This is a genomic window from Lysinibacillus sp. FSL H8-0500, assembly GCF_038051955.1.
In the GTDB taxonomy this organism is placed as follows: domain Bacteria; phylum Bacillota; class Bacilli; order Bacillales_A; family Planococcaceae; genus Lysinibacillus; species Lysinibacillus macroides.
The window spans coordinates 1033297-1050817 of the sequence record NZ_CP150292.1 but is presented as its reverse complement, the minus strand read 5'-3'; the positions used below and the strand labels follow the sequence as shown (position 1 = coordinate 1050817).

The following is a 17521-nucleotide window of genomic DNA, read 5'->3' as shown; positions in this document are numbered from 1 at the left end:
TTGACAAATGACCGATTAGTCATTAGTATAAATAATTGAGTTTAGATAGTCAATTAAGGGTAGGTGTGAAAGTGAAAGGTTTAGTGAATTTCGTATTGAAAAACAAATTGGCAGTATGGTTATTAACCATTATTATTACTGCCTCTGGTATTTACTCGGGTACAAGAATGAAAATGGAATCGATCCCTGATATTTCGATTCCCTATTTAATCGTTATGGGTGTATATCCTGGTGCAACACCTGAACAGGTAATGGATGAGCTTTCCATTCCATTTGAAAAGACTATAGAAAGCTTAGAAGATGTCAAGGCAGTTTATTCAACATCCTCCTCAAACGTAGCACAAGTTCAAGTTGAATACGACTATGGAATTGATATGGATGAGAAAAAGCGTCAGTTAGAAGCAGCCTTAGATAATCTAACATTACCTGAAGGAGCACAAGAGCCAACGATTATGGCAATCAGCATGAACATGATGCCAGTCGTCGCTCTATCTGTAAGTAGTTCTACAGAAGATATTGTGGATCTAACTTCCACAGTAGAGGATATTTTATTACCAAAGATTGAAAAAATTGATGGTGTTGCCTCTGCTACAATTACTGGTCAGCATATTGAACAAGTATCATTTAAATATGATGAAGAAAAAATGGCTGCCCTCGGTTTAACGGAGGATACTGTTAAACAAATGATTCAGGCAAGTGATATGTCACTGTCACTTGGTTTATATCAATTTACTGTTGGTGAGCAGGCTGTTTCAGTAGATGGTAAAGTACAATCTGTTGATGAGTTAAAAGATTTATTAATTCCAGTTACCCCTTCAGCTACGAATCCTTCACCATTTGTTCGTCTTGGTGATATTGCAACAATTGAAGTAGAAGGGAAGGTACAATCTGTATCACGTACAAATGGTAAGGATGCTATTGCCATTCAAATCGTGAAAGGTCAAGATGCAAATACGGTAACCGTGGTTAATGCAGTAAAAGACCTGATGAAAGATGAAGAAAAACGTTTAGACGGCTTAAAGGTAGATATCTCTCTTGACCAAGGTGCTCCAATCGAAGACTCTGTATTCACAATGATTGAAAAAGCAGTGTTTGGTGGCGCAATTGCCGTATTGATCATTTTATTATTCTTACGTGATTTCAAATCAACGATTATTTCAATTATCTCTATCCCAGTTTCTGTGTTTATGGCATTACTGCTATTGAACTGGATGGATATCACATTAAATATTATGACGCTTGGTGCGATCACTGTCGCTATTGGCCGTGTTATTGATGACTCCATTGTTGTTGTGGAAAATATTTATCGTCGTATCCATTTAAAGCAAGAAAAATTAACAGGTCGTGCGCTTATTCGTGAAGCAACGATTGAAATGTTCAAACCAATTCTTTCGTCTACATTAGTAACAGTAGCCGTATTTGCTCCGCTTATTTTCGTAGGTGGTATGGTTGGTGAATTATTTATGCCATTTGCGTTAACAATGACATTTGCGCTAGGTGCATCATTAATCGTAGCCATCACAATCGTACCTGCCCTCTCTCACTTCTTATTCCGTAAAAAGCTATACGGTGAGAAGCAAGAAAGCCAACATAAAGAGGTAGGCAAGCTGGCTACTTGGTATAGAGGCGTTTTAGAAAAATCTTTAAATCACAAAATTATTACATCCGTTATTGCGGTTCTATTACTTGTGGGGTCTATTGCCTTAACGCCATTAATCGGCTTTAGCTTTATGGGCTCACAGGAAGAAAAGGTAATGTACTTAACGTATACACCTGCAACAGGCGAGCTAACAGATGAAACGGCAGCGAATGTTGAAAAGGTTGAAAAAGAATTAATGAAACGCAAAGATGTGGATATTTTACAAGTTTCTATAACAGATGCCAATAATGTCGATCCATCGGCAATGATGATGGGCGGCGGTGCTGGTGGTGCATTAATGTACCTAATCTTTGATCCTGATATGGAAGACTTCCCTAAAGCTCGCGAAGAGGTGGAAGACTATGTATTTAATATCGAGCAATCAGGAGAATGGAAATCTCAAGACTTCTCATCAATGGGTGGTATGTCTTCTAATGAAGTCAGCTATACATTATACAGCGACGATTTAGATAAGCTACGCGATGCTGTTAATCAAGTAGAAGGTGCATTAAAAGAAGTTGATGGCTTAGAAGATATTAAATCTGACAATGAAGACCCATACGTGGAGCATGTATTAAAAGTCGAACAAAAAAATGTTCTACAATACGGTTTAACAACAGCTCAAATTGTTATGGCTTTAAATACCCATGCAACAAAAGAAGTTTTAACAACTGTGAAAAATGATGGTAAAGATATCGAGGTTATTGTTCAACGTGATGCTAAAGCAGCAGCTACTTCGCTTGATGATGTGTTAGCAACTGAAGTGCCAACAGCATTAGGTACAACCATGACAATTGGCGAATTAGTAGATGTTGAGGAAGGTACAACACTTAACTCATTAGCTCGTTCAAAAGGTGAGTACTTTGCAACTGTGTCTGGCACTATTATCGGAGATGATATTTCAAAAGCAACATCTGCTGCTGATAAAAAAATTGATAAATTAGATTTACCAAAAGGCGTAACAACAGGCGTGGCAGGTGTAGCTGCTGATATGCAAGAAACATTTACTAAACTAGGTGTTGCTATGCTAGCGGCCATTGCGATTGTCTACTTTATTTTAGTTGTGACATTTGGTGAAGGTTTAGCACCATTCGCTATCCTCTTCTCACTACCATTCGCTGTAATCGGTGCATTTGTTGGTTTATTTGTAACAGGCCAAACAATATCTGTATCGGTTATGATGGGTCTATTAATGTTAATTGGTATTGTTGTCACAAATGCCATTGTATTAGTTGATCGTATTATTCATATGGAACATGACGGACTTAACATGCGTGAAGCAATCCTAGAGGCAGGAGCAACTCGTTTGCGTCCAATTCTGATGACAGCTATTGCAACAATCGGTGCGATGCTTCCAATGGCATTCGGTACTGGTGGTAGTGGTCTGATTTCAAAAGATTTAGCCATTACTGTAATTGGTGGTTTATTATCTTCAACACTATTAACTTTAGTTGTTGTACCAATTGTTTATGAAATGCTATCAAAAATGTTAAAGAAAAACCGTAAAGATATAAAAGAAAATTAAATGATAAACAGCCATTCTCGCTTTATTGCTTGAATGGCTGTTTTTTAATCAATTATATAGGGCAAGTTTTTATATAATAAGTTGATTTTTAGTAAATGCATTTTAAAGCCTTGTAATCAAACAGGCTTCGGCATATAATTTAGTTAACTTAACTAAATGAAGAGAGGCTTAAAATTGGAAAAAGATATCGTTTCTAACAAGGAGAAGCAAAAGAAACCATTCCTCTTTAAACTTGGGATAGGGCTTCTTATCCTTTATCCTATATTATGGGGATTGGCTGCTATCATACCATTTACCCCACTTCCCCTCCATATCAAGGCGACTATTATTACAGTATGTATAGTAGTGGGAGAAGTTCTTTTTTTAATAGGTGTAGCTTTTGTTGGGAAAGAAGTGGTAACCAAATATAAAAGGAAGTTAAACCCCAAAAATTGGAGAAGAAAAGATGAAAAATGAAACTCTAGCTGAGAAAATTAATCAAACACTGGAAGAACTATGGCTGTTACTAGAAGCAAAAGAAAGAACTTACACGAATTTCCAATTAAATAATCAGCAATATACGTTATTAACATTAATTATTCGGCATCCATCCTCCACACCTACAGCGTTAGCAGAAAAAATGAATATTACCAAGAGTGCTATCAGCCAGCAGTTAGTAAAACTTGAAATCGAAGGTTATATTTATAGAAAGCAACTTCCAGAAGATAAGCGTACATTTTCAGTGGAATTAGGCGAAAAAGGATTACTTTATAAAAAAGAAATGGAAAGATTTATGCAGCAGGTTTCTGAAAAATATTATGCGAGTTTATCACCTGAAGAGTTAACAAATTTTTTATCTGCACTTCAAAAGCTAACAAAAGTAATTGACAAACTGTAGTAATGAATAAAGATTTAACTATCATTCATTTATTACCTTTCATTAAATAGAGTATTTAAAGCTTTATATATTGGTAAAAAACCATACTTCAACTCATGCGGGCGTTAGTTGAATAAGAAGTAAACAGCTTGATTATTCATTTTTTTAAAGTAGATGAATGTAATTTGAAACAACTTTAAAGAGCCTTACTACGTATAGAATGTAGTAAGACTCTTCGCTCATTCAATAACTTTATTATTACTATACAATAGGCACATAAAGCCTCCAGCCATTCCTGTATCTATTTTGAACCTTTTGATTACTTGCCTGCTTGCACCACAAAAGCTTCCTTACTTTCCACGCCTGTAGCAGATACAGCCGAAATGCCATATGTATAGCTGCGCTGAGCAAGAGCTGTCTTATCCACAAATGTAGTGATGCCATCCGTATTATAAACAACATCTACGATATTTCGAGGGTCATCATAAGAACCTTCTTTGTTCCCTGTAAAACGATAAATCACATACTTACGTGGCTGTATTTTATTTTCATCTATAATTTCAATTGTGCGACCAGTCTTTTCTTTTATCACTTGCACAAAAGTCGGCTTGTCAGGTGCTGTAGCATCGTTCCAAGATGTATCTGGTGTCAGCGCTGTATAATTATATAGCTGCTGATTAATAATTGTGGCATAGCCTAGCTTATTGTTTTGTATACTTCTTAGGGAGAAATGCATTTGCCCACTAGCTGCTGTCTTTTCTGAGCGATTCGCTATGATTTGTTCAGGCAGCTCCATTTTATTTTTCCATGCTGCATCGCTGTCATTACCTACCTTGTAATCAGCAAGCCCAATATACAACTGAACAGGATGCGTCTCTGCATAGGCTTGTACTTCATGGCTCCACCAATCCAGTAACGTACCGTATTTGGCAACAGCTAATGTTCTTGACCAATAAATTTGTGGTGTGATGTAATCAACCGTGCCATTTTGAATCCATGTTCTAACATCTGCATATAAATCATCGTAATTATTAACACCTGCTCGCGTATCACTTCCTGTTTGATCTAGCGATTTATTGCGCCATACGCCAAATGGTGAAATCCCAAATTGCACATACGGCTTAGTGTCTTTAATAGCTGTGTAGAGATTTTCTACGAGCTGATTGACATTATCTCGTCGCCAATCATCTACTTTTTTAAAGGAAGTACCATATTTTTTATAGGCTGCTTGATCTGGAAAGGCTTCATTGGCAATTTTATATGGATAAAAATAATCATCCATATGAACTGCATCAATATCATAATTGGCTACTAGCTCTTTTACTGTATCGACTAAATAGTTTTGCACTTCTGGTAAACCAGGGTTTAAATAATATTGCTTGCCATATTTGACAACCCAGTTTGGATTCGTTCTTGCCACATTATCGGCAGCAAGGTCTGTTAGTTTTTGGTTAGGCATTGTGACACGATATGGATTCATCCATGCATGTAGCTCCATGCCTCGTTTATGTGCCTCCTCTACCATAATTTCAAGAGGATCGTAACCGGGATTTGTGCCTTGCTTTTTCCCTGTTATGTAGGACGACCATGGTGCTAGCTCAGACGCATACAGTGCATCATTTGTTGGTCTTACTTGATAAATTACAGTATTCAATTTGCTGGCTTTTAATTGATCCAATGTTTTGCGTGCCCAAGCTATGTATTGCTCCTGAGTCATGCCTGCTTTCATATCAATATTCTGAACCGTTGAAATCCAGACAGCACGCATTTCCCTTTTCGGCTGTGTCGTGCTTGCCATTACTGTCTTTCCAGGGATGGTCGACAGGCATAGAACAAAAATCATCGCGACTAAAGTGACAAGTTTCCATTTGCTATTGTTCTTTCTCATAATCCCTCCATCTACCATTTTTCTATTTTAGTATACGATAAATGATAGATACTTGCTAGCCTATCAAAATACTCTCTTGTTCAAATATGAGATAATTATCAAAATAATTCTGAAATTGAAAACTATAAAAAACTTTCTTGCTTCGTAACTACTTTACCATCCAATTTTAGCAAATTGATTTTTTAGTCACTGCTGAATCTTTACGGCTTATCAAACTTTATGCTACAATCAACACACATTATAGAGAACGGAGGTATTCCTGATGACAGCTTCAATCAGACTACGATTTCACCTTACTAATTAAATATGTACACTCTTTGCCTGCTGTGCAAAGAAAACGGGATTAGTCTGTCTGTTTTAGGAATACAGAAAAAGAGGGGACTTCGATTCCCCTCTTTTTTGTTGTCTTCCAACTTTCCACACAGGCATAACTGTTAGAAAGGAATGACAATATTGGAACATTGGAAACGTAATACAATTCTTTTTTTAAGCAGTCAAACGATTTCCCTCTTTGGCTCTGCGCTTGTGCAATATGCCATTACTTGGCATATTACATTAACAACACAATCAGGCATCATGATGACCGTTGCCATTATTTGTGGCTTTGTCCCTACCTTCTTTTTAGCTCCAATTGCTGGTGTGTGGGCAGATCGTTATAATCGCAAATGGCTAATTATTTTGGCTGATGGCATGATCGCCTTCTCCACACTTATTTTAGCGATTTTATTTTTAATGGGCTACGATGCCCTATGGCTTCTATTTGTAATATCAGCCATTCGTGCAGTAGGTGCAGGTATTCAAACACCCGCAGTCGGGGCAATTTTACCACAATTTGTACCTGAGGAGCATTTAATGAAGGTCAATGGTGCCAATGGCAGTATTCAAGCCTTTATTATGATTCTTGCACCAATGGCAAGCGGTGCATTGTTGTCGATGGCTTCAATTGAATCTATATTCTTTATTGATGTGGTAACAGCAGCTATTGCCATTACAATTTTTTTACTGTTTTTGCATATTCCTGTCCATGCAAAAGCAGCACAGGCTCAAACAACAAGCTATTTCAGCGATATGAAGCAAGGCATTATTTACATTAAGGAACACGCTTTTTTAAAGCAGATGTTTCTATTCTTTGCCTTTTTTATGTTGCTCGCAGCACCTGCAGCCTTTTTAACACCATTGCAAGTGACCCGTAGCTTTGGCAATGATGTATGGCGTTTAACAGCAATCGAAATGGCTTTTGCAGTCGGTATGCTAATCGGCGGCATTGGAATTGCTTCATGGGGCGGTTTTAAAAATAAAGTGCATACGATGACATTATCCGCTTTATTATTTGGGCTATGCACACTAGCCCTTGGAATCATCCCTAATTTTTGGATTTATCTTGTGGTTATGGGTGTTACAGGTTTAGCAATGCCTATCTTTAACACACCTGCTACGGTGCTATTACAAGAAAAAATAGAGGGCGATTATTTAGGAAGAGTATTCGGTATTCTTAGTATGATTTCAACCTCTATGATGCCCTTAGGAATGCTAATTTTTGGTCCAATTGCTGATATCATTGCCATTGAATGGTTACTAATAGGAACAGGGGTATTACTTTTCATCCAAGGGTTCTTCTTGCTTGGTAGCAAGGCACTTATCAACGCTGGCAAATCCATCAACAATTAGTCCTCACTACCTCCTATGCTAGAATGTTTAAACTCTAGGAAAATGGTGAATATCTATTAATAAGAGGTGATAGTGGATGACTGATAAAAAACAATCAAAAACTCGTTATACGAATAACCCTGACGTATTGGATACAGGTAAAGAAAGCATTTTTGACAAGCATGAGGATATGAAAACAGTCGATTCAATACCTGTAGAAGAGCTAAATGAAAAAGTTAAAGACGAACAGAATAAGTCCAAAACAAAGGATTCTTCAGCCACAGCTAAACGTTATCGATAAAATAAAACTTCATCATAGGAAGGTTTCTTTATCCTATCTCTGATGACGATGCGAGATAAATGTAATAAAAGTCGACCTATTTAATAAAAGGGTCGACTTTTTTTATATAATATATTGTTAAAGGAGGAAGTTGAATGAATGATTATGTGCCTATTTTAAAAACGAAGAGATTACTATTAAGACCTATCACCTTACAGGATTTAGAGGCCATGTATGCTTATACTTCTTGTGAAAATGTAGCACGCTATGTAACGTGGCAGGCACATCAAAGCTTAGAGGACACAAAGGCTTTTATTGAACTAATTGTAGATGGTTATCATCAGGGCAACCATTTGTTATGGGGTATTGAATATGCAGGACAACTAATTGGGACTATTGACTTCGTTACTATTAATGACACCCATAACTATGCAGAAATTGGCTATGTGCTTTCTGAAGATTACTGGAATAAGGGCATTACAACAGAAGCAACAAAAAGGCTTATTGACTTTGGCTTTCAGGAATTAGGCTTGGTACGTATTCAAGCACGATGCTTTAAAGAAAACATCGGCTCTCAAAAGGTAATGGAAAAATCAGGGATGCTATTTGAAGGGCTTTTAAGAAAAAGTATGCTGGTGAAGGGTCATTATCAAAATGTAAAAATGTATGCTATAACGGATGAGGATTATTAAACATAGGTTACGCTTGAACATTACACAAGTTTATATCATCAGGCTTACGTCCGATTAGAACTGAATCGGACGTATACCTTCCCTTAGTGTTTCTTTATTTAATAGTGTCATCTACCTCGTAGCCATAAAAAAGTTAAACTACTTTACTTTTTTTAAAGTGAGAGGGTGTTGGACGCTCTAAGCCTAAATGCTCACGTAATGTAGTGCCCTCATATTCTTTACGGAATAATCCACGTTCCTGCAACACTGGAATAGCTAACTCCACAAAAGTCTCTAAATCTGCTGGTAATATAGGTGGCATAATATTAAAGCCATCACAAGCATATTCATGAAACCATTGTTCCACTAAATCCACAAATTGTTCTGGTGTACCAACAAACTCCAGATGCCCACGTGCACCATGCATTTTTCTGCCTAATTCCACAATCGTTAAATTTTCAGCACGCGCTGTATCGATAAAGAGCTGAATGCGGCTTTTCATTGCGTTGGACGCGCCAGCTAAGTCTGGCAACTCTGGTAATGGTCCATGTGCAGGATAAGTTGATAAATCATAATTTAAAAAATGAGAAACAACTGCCACTGCATCTTCCTCCGAGACTAGTGAATTTAATTCCTCATATTTTACCCATGCCTCCTCCTCAGTAGGTGCAAGCACTGGGGAAATCCCTGGCATAATTTTAATGCTATCTTTATGACGTCCTTCTTTTTTCACTTGTTCATGAACAGCTTGATAGAAGGCTTTAGCTCCTTCTAATGACTGCTGTGCCGTAAAGACAACTTCTCCTGTTTTTGCAGCAAAGTTAATACCAGCCTGAGAAGCGCCAGCTACTACTAATACAGGGTAGCCTTGTGGTGGTCTAGGGACATTTAATGGCCCCCTTGAGCTATACCATTGCCCATTGTAATGAATTTCACGTACCGCACCTGGTTGTGCAAAAATTCCATTTTCTTTATCATTTACAAGAGCATCATCACGCCAACTATCCCAAAGCTCCCGTGTTACATCTACATATTCTTCTGCCATTTGATAACGTAAACTGTGCTCTGGATGTTGCTGACGTCCAAAATTTTGTGCCTCAATATCATGCTGAGAGGTTACAATATTCCAAGCTGCACGACCTTTGCTAATATGATCGAGTGTAGCATAGCGACGTGCTAGATGGAATGGTTCATTATACGTTGTAGAGCCCGTAGCCGTTAAACCTAATTTAGAGGTACGTGTAGCAATAGCAGACAGTAATGTTACAGGATCAAGCATGCCCGCAGTGGTCGTTTCCACACCTGAAAGATAAAGATAATCTGCCAGAAACATCATATCGAATTTACCTCGCTCAGCTATTTGAGCAGCTTTAATATAATAATCTACGGAAAAAATATCTTTACCATTTGCTGACGGATGGCGCCAGCTAGCACTATGATGACCACTATAATAGATAAATGCGCCTAATCGAAGCTTGTCTTGTCTTTTTTTCATATTTTATCCCTCTTATCCCTTAAAAGTATCCTGCCATTTTAAAACTTTCCGTTCAATCGTATAGACCAATGAATCTGATAATTTACCTAATAAGGCAAACATCACTAACCCTACAAAAACAATATCTGTTTGCGAATAAGCCCGAGCATCTTGAATCATATAACCTAGCCCCGCACTTGTGCCCATCATCTCGCTCACAACTAACACAAGCCATGACGCACCTAATGCTAATCGAATACCAAGCAAAATATTTGGCATAGCAGATGGAATAATTAGTGTGGTTAAACGTTTTTTAAATGAATACTGTAATAAGCCCGTTACCTCATATAATTGTATATTCACTAACCGTATACCTAAAAACACATTTACATAGATGGGAAAAAATGCGCCTAGTGCAATCATCAGCACTTTGCCAAATTCACCAACACCAAACCATAAAATAAACAATGGAATTAATGCTAATAAAGGTACCGTTCTAAGCATTTGAAGGGACGGATCAACGATTTCTTGCATTAGTTTACTAAAGCCCGTTACAATACCAAGCACGAGTCCTACAGAAGCTCCTAACAAAAAACCTACTAGTACACGCTCACCACTCACTACTAAATGATTCAATAATTCACCATTTGCAAGAAGTAGCCAAAATGTAGCTGCTATTTTTGTTGGAGCTGGCAAAATATGTGGTGCTACTAGCTTTAGGCTACTGATAATTTGCCAAAGCCCTACTATTGCCAATGGCACAATCCATGGTGATAAAATCACAGACAAAGCTAACTTCTTTTTTGTTTGTGGCTGGGGTATATTTTTAGATGTAAGGGTCATTTGATCACCGTCCTGTAAAATTGTTGTGCCAGCGTAAACTTTTTCGTTCAATCGATAATACGAGGGCATCTGTCAATTTTCCTAATATTGCAAAAATAATAATACCCGCAAATACTGTTGCAACAATGGACATAGACCTTGCATCATTAATTAAAAAACCAATTCCCTCAGAGGAACCCATCATTTCAGCAACAACTAAACCAACCCATGCAATACCAAGTGACAAACGAATGCCTAAAAAGATATGCGGTAAAGCGGATGGAATAATTAACTTGGTTAATAAATCCCACTTTTTAAATTGTAGTACTTTAGCTACCTCAAAAAGCTTTGCATCTAGTGAACGAATTCCTAGAAATATATTGACATAAAGAGGGAAAAACGAGCCTTTAGCAATTAATAGCAGCTTGGATGTTTCATCGAAGCCAAACCATAAAATAAACAATGGTGCTACCGCTAAATGTGGCAGCATTCTTAGCATCTGGAAAGTTGGGTCCAATAGCTGCTGTGTTTTATAAGAAAAGCCTACTAACACACCGAATAATAAACCAAGTCCTCCACCAATTAAAAACCCTGCTAATGCGCGCCATATGGAAATTTGTAAATGCATAAGTAATTGTCCATGCTGCCATAAATAGATAAATTCAGTAATAATAGTGGAAGGTGTCGGCAATAGTAAAGGATTTAATAGCCCTTGGCGTCCTGCTACTTCCCAAACAATTACTAATAACACAGGTAATAATGAACCCAATGCTAGTTTTCTCCAATACTCGTGGCGAGAACGATTAGATTGTTTGTTTGCCCTCGCCTGTACTTCCTTATTTGTCAGAGATACCATTCAATCTCCTCCTTCTATTGCAATGCCTTTTCAATATAGTGATTATCAAAAACCTCTTTCACATCAATTTTTTGACGAATTGTACCAATTTCATATTGAAAATCTGCTGTTTTTTGATGCTCCTGTATAATAGCTTCTGTTACTGGAATGTTAATTGGCAATGCCCGCTGACGTGTTGCTTCCATTAAAGCAACTGGTAAATTACGCTCTGTTGCATAACGCTCTACCGCTTCTTTTTCATTTGCTAGTTCCCATTCCAACAAACTATTTAACGTTTTTAAATACGTGACAACGAGATCTTCATGTTCTTCTGCAAATTTTGTGCGCACTATGTTATAGGAAGGTGATAATAATCCTAGTAGTTCACCATCTGCAATAATTCGTCCCTTTTGTGATAGCGTATTAATTGTTAAATAGGGCTCCCATACTGCCCATGCGTCGACACCTTTAGAATCAAATGCAGCTTGACCTTCATCAGGATTTAAATTGATAAGCTCAATATCCTCTACCTTTATATTTTCCTTTGCTAAAGCACGTAAAAGGAAATCATAAGCATTTGTACCTTTACCTACCGCTACTTTTTTGCCCTTTAAATCCTCTAATGATTGAATCGTACTTCCAGCGTCCACCACAATCCCAACATTTTTATTTCCTGCTAACGCTTGTGAAATAATAGTAAATGGAATATTAGCAGCTTGTGCCGTAATTACTGGCATATTGCCTAAACCCGCAAAATCCAATTTATCAGCAGCGATCGCCTCGGTCATTGGGGGTCCACTTTGAAACTCCACCCACTCCACTTTTGCCCCATACTGTTCAAATGCTTTCTCAAATAGTTGATCTTCACGTGCTTTCCCAAATAAACCACCACTACCTTGAACACCAATCCTTATAACTAAATCTTTAGAGGATTTTTCCTCTGTCGCTGCATTTGGAGCTTTATCCTGAGCACAGCCTGCTACAATAGTAAGAATAAGTGCAAGCAATAATATAATACTTGAAAATTTTTTCATCGTTCGTTCTCCTTTTTCTTAGAGCTAGCTATTAGTTAGATACCAGCCCCAATTGTATATGTTTCTTCCTCTACTTTTTCAAATTCATTTAACACAGCTCGTCGCATCTCCTGAAACCCAAGTGAAGAACGTTTGCGTGGAAATGATAAATCAATTGGTAAAATCGATTTAATATGACCTGGCCTAGGGTTCATAATAATCACACGTTGGCCTAAAAATACGGCTTCATCGAGATCATGCGTAACAAAAATCATTGTTGTTTTATTGGTCTGCCAAATATTTAGCAGTACCTCCTGCATATGTGAACGTGTAAATGCATCTAATGCACCAAATGGTTCATCTAATAATAAAATAGCGGGATTTCGTAGCAATGCTCGCGCAATGGATACTCGCTGTGCCATCCCTCCTGATAATTCACGAGGATAGGCCTTTTCAAAGCCCTCAAGCTTTACCAGTTTAATAAGCTCTGCTACCTGTTGCTTAATCGTTGGATCTTTTAATGATCGATCACCCGCAATATTTTTTTCAACCGTTAGCCAGGGAAAGAGACGTGGCTCTTGAAAAATAAACCCCTTTTGCAAACTCGGTCCATGAATAGCCTTACCATCGAGCTCCACTTTTCCTATATAGTCAACATCCAGCCCGGCAATAATTTTCAGTAATGTACTTTTACCACATCCGCTCGGACCAATAACAGTTAGAAACTCTCCTTGCTCAACAGTTAACTCTACATTTTTTAAAGCAATGACTTGTTCATTTGGTGTAGCAAAAACCTTGTTTAAATTTTCAATAACTAACGTATTTTTACTCATTATTGCTCCTCCCTTTCACATATTAGAGGACCTCCCCCTCCTCAGCAATTTGACGACTATACCCTCTCGTTTTATCTTGCTCTAAGCTCTACTTGGCTTCTCTATAGTAAATTGGCTCATAATCAAGTAGTTTTATATAGTAAAACAGATAAGAAAGACTCCTTCCTTTCACACAGATTCGTTATTTTTCACCTTATGACTGTGTGAAAAACCAATACCAATAGCCAATTAGTTAAAAAATTATCAATCGTTTTGATTCTTATTTCACTACAAAAACACATTTCTGATTGAGCCTCCTTCTTCACATAGCAACAGCAAAAAGCCCTTAAGTAACCATTACTTAAGGGCCTCTAGTGTTCTAGTCAGCGATCGCTACGAAATATAAAGTTTTAATACCAAGTAAATTTATATAAATAATAATATTAATCATTTTAGTTGTCAATTAGTTTTTTTGAGTTTTTTCACGGCCATCTTTTAAAGCCAAAACAAAAAAGCTGAGAAAAAGTTAATTAACCTCTAACTTTCTCTCAGCGCTTAATTTTTTAAATTGTTACATCTAATTATATACGTTTGCCTACTGCTATTGAATATTTAGGATGTGTATGATGAATATCCACATTCATCAAAATCTGAAATCAAGTATAACTAAAAGAAAAAAGTAGCGACCAGTTCAAATACTGTATCACCACCATTATTTACCGTACTGTTCAAGTAACTGCTGGGTATTTGTGGATTGTTCAAGCGCTTTTTTCTCTTTAGCCCAATAAATTAAATATTGCTCATCACCCATTTGAAAGACCAATTGTTTCAATTCCTCATCAAGCTCAGAGCTAATCGCCACCTTTAAAATATCCACCTCATATAACGGTTTATCTTTTATTTTATAGACAATATGATAGGCAGGCTGTTCGTCAAAAATTGTTCTTTCTTTTTTCGAAAGGTCTTTTACATGACTTAATGGATACTTTTCCATAAAATCTTGTGCTTCATCTTTAGTAGCTAAAAATAAGGATTGCTCCCCCTGCCATAATTCAATTGCATCAATTTCTTTAGCATGATCTAAAATAAGGGAAATCGCCTCCTCCTTATTTTTTTCACGATGTTGCATCGTAAAAACACCAATTAACAAAATACTCGCAAATATAACAAGTCTCCATCTTCGCTTAGTCATTGTGCATTATCCATTCATTGCCTTTTTCACAAAGCGATTTATATCAACATCTGCACCAATCACAAGCATAATATCGCCCAATAAAATTTTATCGCTTGCCTGTGGAGATACAATAATATCAGCGCCACGCTTAATGCCTACAATGTTAATGCCATATTTTGCTCGAATATCTAAATCTATAATGGAATAGCCTGCAATTGCATCATTAGCCTTTAATTCCATAATCGAGTGTTCATCTGATAATTCTAAATAATCCAGCACGGTATTTGATAACATATTGTTGGCAATACGAATGCCCATATCACGCTCAGGATGGACGACAAAATCAGCACCAATTTTTCGCAATACTTTTTCATGGTAATCATTTTGTGCCTTAACCGTAATTTGCTCCACACCAATTTCTTTTAAAATAATGGTTGTTAAAATACTTGCTTGAATATCTTCACCAATGGCAACAATCACATGCTCAAAATTTCGGATACCTAATGAATTCAGTACTGATTCATCCGTTGAATCTGCAATAATAGCCTGTGTAGCAATTGACGCAAATTCATCCACACGCTCTGAGGAATGGTCAATCGCCATTACCTGTGCGCCCTGACTCATTAATTCACGAACAATACTGCCTCCAAAACGTCCAAGCCCGATGACCGCAAACTCTTTTTTCATCATAAAAATCCCTCCGGAAACGACTATACCACCATTGTAGCGTATTCTCTATCATATGTATTGTCAAAACAACAGCTTAATCGTCAACATCAGACAAAAAAGACGAGGACTTTTATCCCCGTCTACTTCGTTTCTCATTATTCTGCATTACGCATTTCATCGAGTACACGATTTACACGTTTTTCTAGCATTTTCATGCCACTACCGCCCGCTTGCATATGACGAAGCTGACCATCCTTATCAAATACAAAATACGCAGGTACATATTGATTCTCAAAAGCATCTGTTAGCTTCATTTCGCTATCTACAAAAATTGGTTGCGTAATGTCATGCTCTGCTGCTACCGCTTTAATTGCATCTAAATCAGTATCTGCCTCAGAACGCGGCATATGTACTGCTACCACATTTAATTCATCTTTATATTGGTCACGGAAATTATTCACATCTGGCATTGCTTCTTTACATAAATGACAGCTTACTGACCAAAAATGGATTAATGTTGGTTTGCTACCTACTAAATCCGCCTTTGTGACTTCACCATTTAACCAAGTCGTTGCACCTGCAAGTTCAGGCATTTGTTCACGAAGTTTCATGAAAATCCTCCTCCAAAATCATAATAATCTGGTATCATTGCATCCAATTCAGTTAAAAGCCCCCACAAGCATGTCGTGGGGACTCTTTTTTGTGCAAAATAATGCGGCAAGTCTAGTGGATTATAGAGTTGCTTGACCTGGACGCCAGTTTGCTGGGCAAAGACCACCAGTTTGTAGTGCTTGAAGTACACGTAATGTTTCATCCACATCACGGCCAATGTTGTTATCGAATACTGTTTGGTATTTTAGTTCACCTTCTGGGTTAATGATAAATAAACCACGTAGTGCGATACCTTCTTCTTCAATTAAGACACCATATTCTTTTGAAACTTGGTGGTTTGTATCAGCAGCTAATGGATACTTTAATTCACCAAGACCATTTTGTGTGCGGTCTGTGTTAATCCATGCTAAGTGCGTATGAATTGTGTCTGTAGAAACACCAATTACTTCTGCATCTAGGTCTTCGAACTCGTCGTAACGATCACTCATTGCAGTGATTTCCGTTGGACATACAAATGTGAAGTCCATTGGATAGAAGAAAAGAACTGTCCATTTATCTTGTGCTTTAATATCTTCTAATGATACTTTACCAAATGATTTGTCAGCAAGTACTGCTTCCATTGTAAAGTCAGGTGCTTGTTTACCTACCATGCGTTCTGCCATAATAAATCCCTCCGAATAAATATGTAGTTTATATATTCCATTCGCACCAGCGAACTCGTCTTCTACGATAGCAGAGTAATCGTCTTTTTTCAAACAAGTCAACTTCATCTTTTTACATGATATATATTGTTTGACAAAAATTCGTCAAATCCATGATGAAGGCTGTAGATATAATCTATTTATTAGCTATATTTGACAAAAATATGCTGCCTTATACAAGCTTTTCCTTTCTCTCCAAGGTACTTTACTTTTTCACAAAAAAATAATTGCAAATTTTTTATGGTTATGTATAATTGTAATGGCTTTAGTAAACTAAAAGTTTCGTTAAAGTAAACTTCATATTCTAAAAGTTTATGATTGCTAAACTTCTTTTAGGAGGAAACAAATGCAAATAGGAGCAAAAATTAAAGCGCTTCGTTTAAAAAAGGGGCTTACCCAAGAGGAGCTTGGAGAACGCACAGATTTAAGTAAAGGTTACATTTCCCAATTAGAACGCGATTTGAACTCACCTTCTATTGAAACCTTATTTTCGATATTAGAAGTTTTAGGGTCAAGGCCCAAGGATTTCTTTGATGACGACTCACCTGAACAAAAGGTCGTTTATACAGAGGAAGACCAATCCATTTATACAGATGAAGACAAAAAATATAAAATTCAATGGCTTATTCCTACATCGAATGAAAAAGAGATGGAGCCCATTTTCTTAACCTTTGCCGCAGAAGGCGAATTCAAACAATTTGAACCTTCCCTTTCGGAAACATTTATTTATGTTGTCAAAGGACGTATTCGACTTGTTTTAGGGAATGAACAGTATATCGCAAGTGAAGGCAATGCCCTTTATTTTGACGCGACAGACCATCATCAAATTTTTAATGCACATGCTGCTGAAACAAAAATTTTACTTGTTGCAACGGACTCATATTTATAGCTTAAGGAGGCGTA

General features: G+C 37.2%; 17 protein-coding genes. 7 read left to right on the top strand and 10 right to left on the bottom strand.

Annotated features, from left to right (window positions below):
• The first annotated feature begins 71 nt into the window (after positions 1-71).
• The 3 genes from MHB44_RS04790 to MHB44_RS04780 all read left to right on the top strand — a co-directional run bounded on the left by MHB44_RS04790 (position 72) and on the right by MHB44_RS04780 (position 4041).
• Entirely contained in the window at positions 72-3164 is a 3093-nt protein-coding gene (locus tag MHB44_RS04790; RefSeq protein WP_341301772.1) for an efflux RND transporter permease subunit, read from the top strand.
• Positions 3165-3338: 174 nt separating this feature from the next.
• The gene (locus MHB44_RS04785) at positions 3339-3620 is read left to right on the top strand and encodes a transporter suffix domain-containing protein (protein WP_341301771.1); all 282 of its coding nucleotides are present in this window, start codon (positions 3339-3341) and stop codon (positions 3618-3620) included.
• The gene (locus MHB44_RS04780) at positions 3610-4041 is read left to right on the top strand and encodes a MarR family transcriptional regulator (RefSeq protein ID WP_341301770.1); all 432 of its coding nucleotides are present in this window, start codon (positions 3610-3612) and stop codon (positions 4039-4041) included. The genes MHB44_RS04785 and MHB44_RS04780 overlap by 11 nt, the downstream gene beginning before the upstream one ends.
• Positions 4042-4339: 298 nt before the next feature.
• On the opposite strand, the gene MHB44_RS04775 is transcribed toward MHB44_RS04780, so the two are convergent.
• Positions 4340-5908: a family 10 glycosylhydrolase gene (locus MHB44_RS04775; RefSeq protein ID WP_341301769.1), complete on the bottom strand. Its 1569-nt coding sequence runs from the start codon at positions 5906-5908 to the stop codon at positions 4340-4342.
• 444 nt (positions 5909-6352) lie between these two features.
• On the opposite strand from MHB44_RS04775, the gene MHB44_RS04770 reads away from it, so the two are divergent.
• The 3 genes from MHB44_RS04770 to MHB44_RS04760 all read left to right on the top strand — a co-directional run bounded on the left by MHB44_RS04770 (position 6353) and on the right by MHB44_RS04760 (position 8527).
• Positions 6353-7576 (top strand): MFS transporter, encoded by a 1224-nt coding sequence (locus MHB44_RS04770; RefSeq protein WP_341301768.1) that lies wholly within the window; start codon positions 6353-6355, stop codon positions 7574-7576.
• A gap of 76 nt (positions 7577-7652) precedes the next feature.
• Entirely contained in the window at positions 7653-7856 is a 204-nt protein-coding gene (locus tag MHB44_RS04765) for a hypothetical protein (RefSeq protein ID WP_341301767.1), read from the top strand.
• 134 nt (positions 7857-7990) lie between these two features.
• Entirely contained in the window at positions 7991-8527 is a 537-nt protein-coding gene (locus MHB44_RS04760) for a GNAT family protein (protein WP_341301766.1), read from the top strand.
• A gap of 133 nt (positions 8528-8660) precedes the next feature.
• Here MHB44_RS04760 and MHB44_RS04755 read toward each other — a convergent pair whose 3' ends face one another.
• The 9 genes from MHB44_RS04755 to MHB44_RS04715 form a co-directional block, all read right to left on the bottom strand.
• Positions 8661-10001 (bottom strand): LLM class flavin-dependent oxidoreductase, encoded by a 1341-nt coding sequence (locus MHB44_RS04755; protein ID WP_341301765.1) that lies wholly within the window; start codon positions 9999-10001, stop codon positions 8661-8663.
• 12 nt (positions 10002-10013) lie between these two features.
• A complete protein-coding gene (locus MHB44_RS04750; RefSeq protein ID WP_341301764.1) occupies positions 10014-10892 on the bottom strand; it encodes an ABC transporter permease in 879 nt (292 codons plus the stop codon).
• Positions 10828-11658: an ABC transporter permease gene (locus MHB44_RS04745; protein ID WP_341301763.1), complete on the bottom strand. Its 831-nt coding sequence runs from the start codon at positions 11656-11658 to the stop codon at positions 10828-10830. The genes MHB44_RS04750 and MHB44_RS04745 overlap by 65 nt, the downstream gene beginning before the upstream one ends.
• Before the next feature lie 14 nt (positions 11659-11672).
• The gene (locus MHB44_RS04740; RefSeq protein ID WP_341301762.1) at positions 11673-12671 is read right to left on the bottom strand and encodes an aliphatic sulfonate ABC transporter substrate-binding protein; all 999 of its coding nucleotides are present in this window, start codon (positions 12669-12671) and stop codon (positions 11673-11675) included.
• A 35-nt stretch (positions 12672-12706) separates the two neighbouring features.
• Positions 12707-13483, bottom strand: coding sequence for an ABC transporter ATP-binding protein (locus MHB44_RS04735; RefSeq protein ID WP_341301761.1), 777 nt, complete (start codon positions 13481-13483; stop codon positions 12707-12709).
• Positions 13484-14174: 691 nt separating this feature from the next.
• The gene (locus MHB44_RS04730) at positions 14175-14654 is read right to left on the bottom strand and encodes a hypothetical protein (RefSeq protein ID WP_341301760.1); all 480 of its coding nucleotides are present in this window, start codon (positions 14652-14654) and stop codon (positions 14175-14177) included.
• Between the two features lie 6 nt (positions 14655-14660).
• Positions 14661-15323 (bottom strand): TrkA family potassium uptake protein, encoded by a 663-nt coding sequence (locus tag MHB44_RS04725; protein WP_053994880.1) that lies wholly within the window; start codon positions 15321-15323, stop codon positions 14661-14663.
• Between the two features lie 137 nt (positions 15324-15460).
• A complete protein-coding gene (locus MHB44_RS04720) occupies positions 15461-15916 on the bottom strand; it encodes a redoxin domain-containing protein (protein WP_341301759.1) in 456 nt (151 codons plus the stop codon).
• A 120-nt stretch (positions 15917-16036) separates the two neighbouring features.
• Positions 16037-16579 carry a peroxiredoxin gene (locus tag MHB44_RS04715; RefSeq protein ID WP_337988232.1) on the bottom strand — a complete coding sequence of 181 codons (543 nt, stop codon included), beginning with the start codon at positions 16577-16579 and terminating at the stop codon, positions 16037-16039.
• 385 nt (positions 16580-16964) lie between these two features.
• On the opposite strand from MHB44_RS04715, the gene MHB44_RS04710 reads away from it, so the two are divergent.
• Positions 16965-17507: an XRE family transcriptional regulator gene (locus MHB44_RS04710; RefSeq protein WP_341301758.1), complete on the top strand. Its 543-nt coding sequence runs from the start codon at positions 16965-16967 to the stop codon at positions 17505-17507.
• Positions 17508-17521 lie beyond the last annotated feature (14 nt).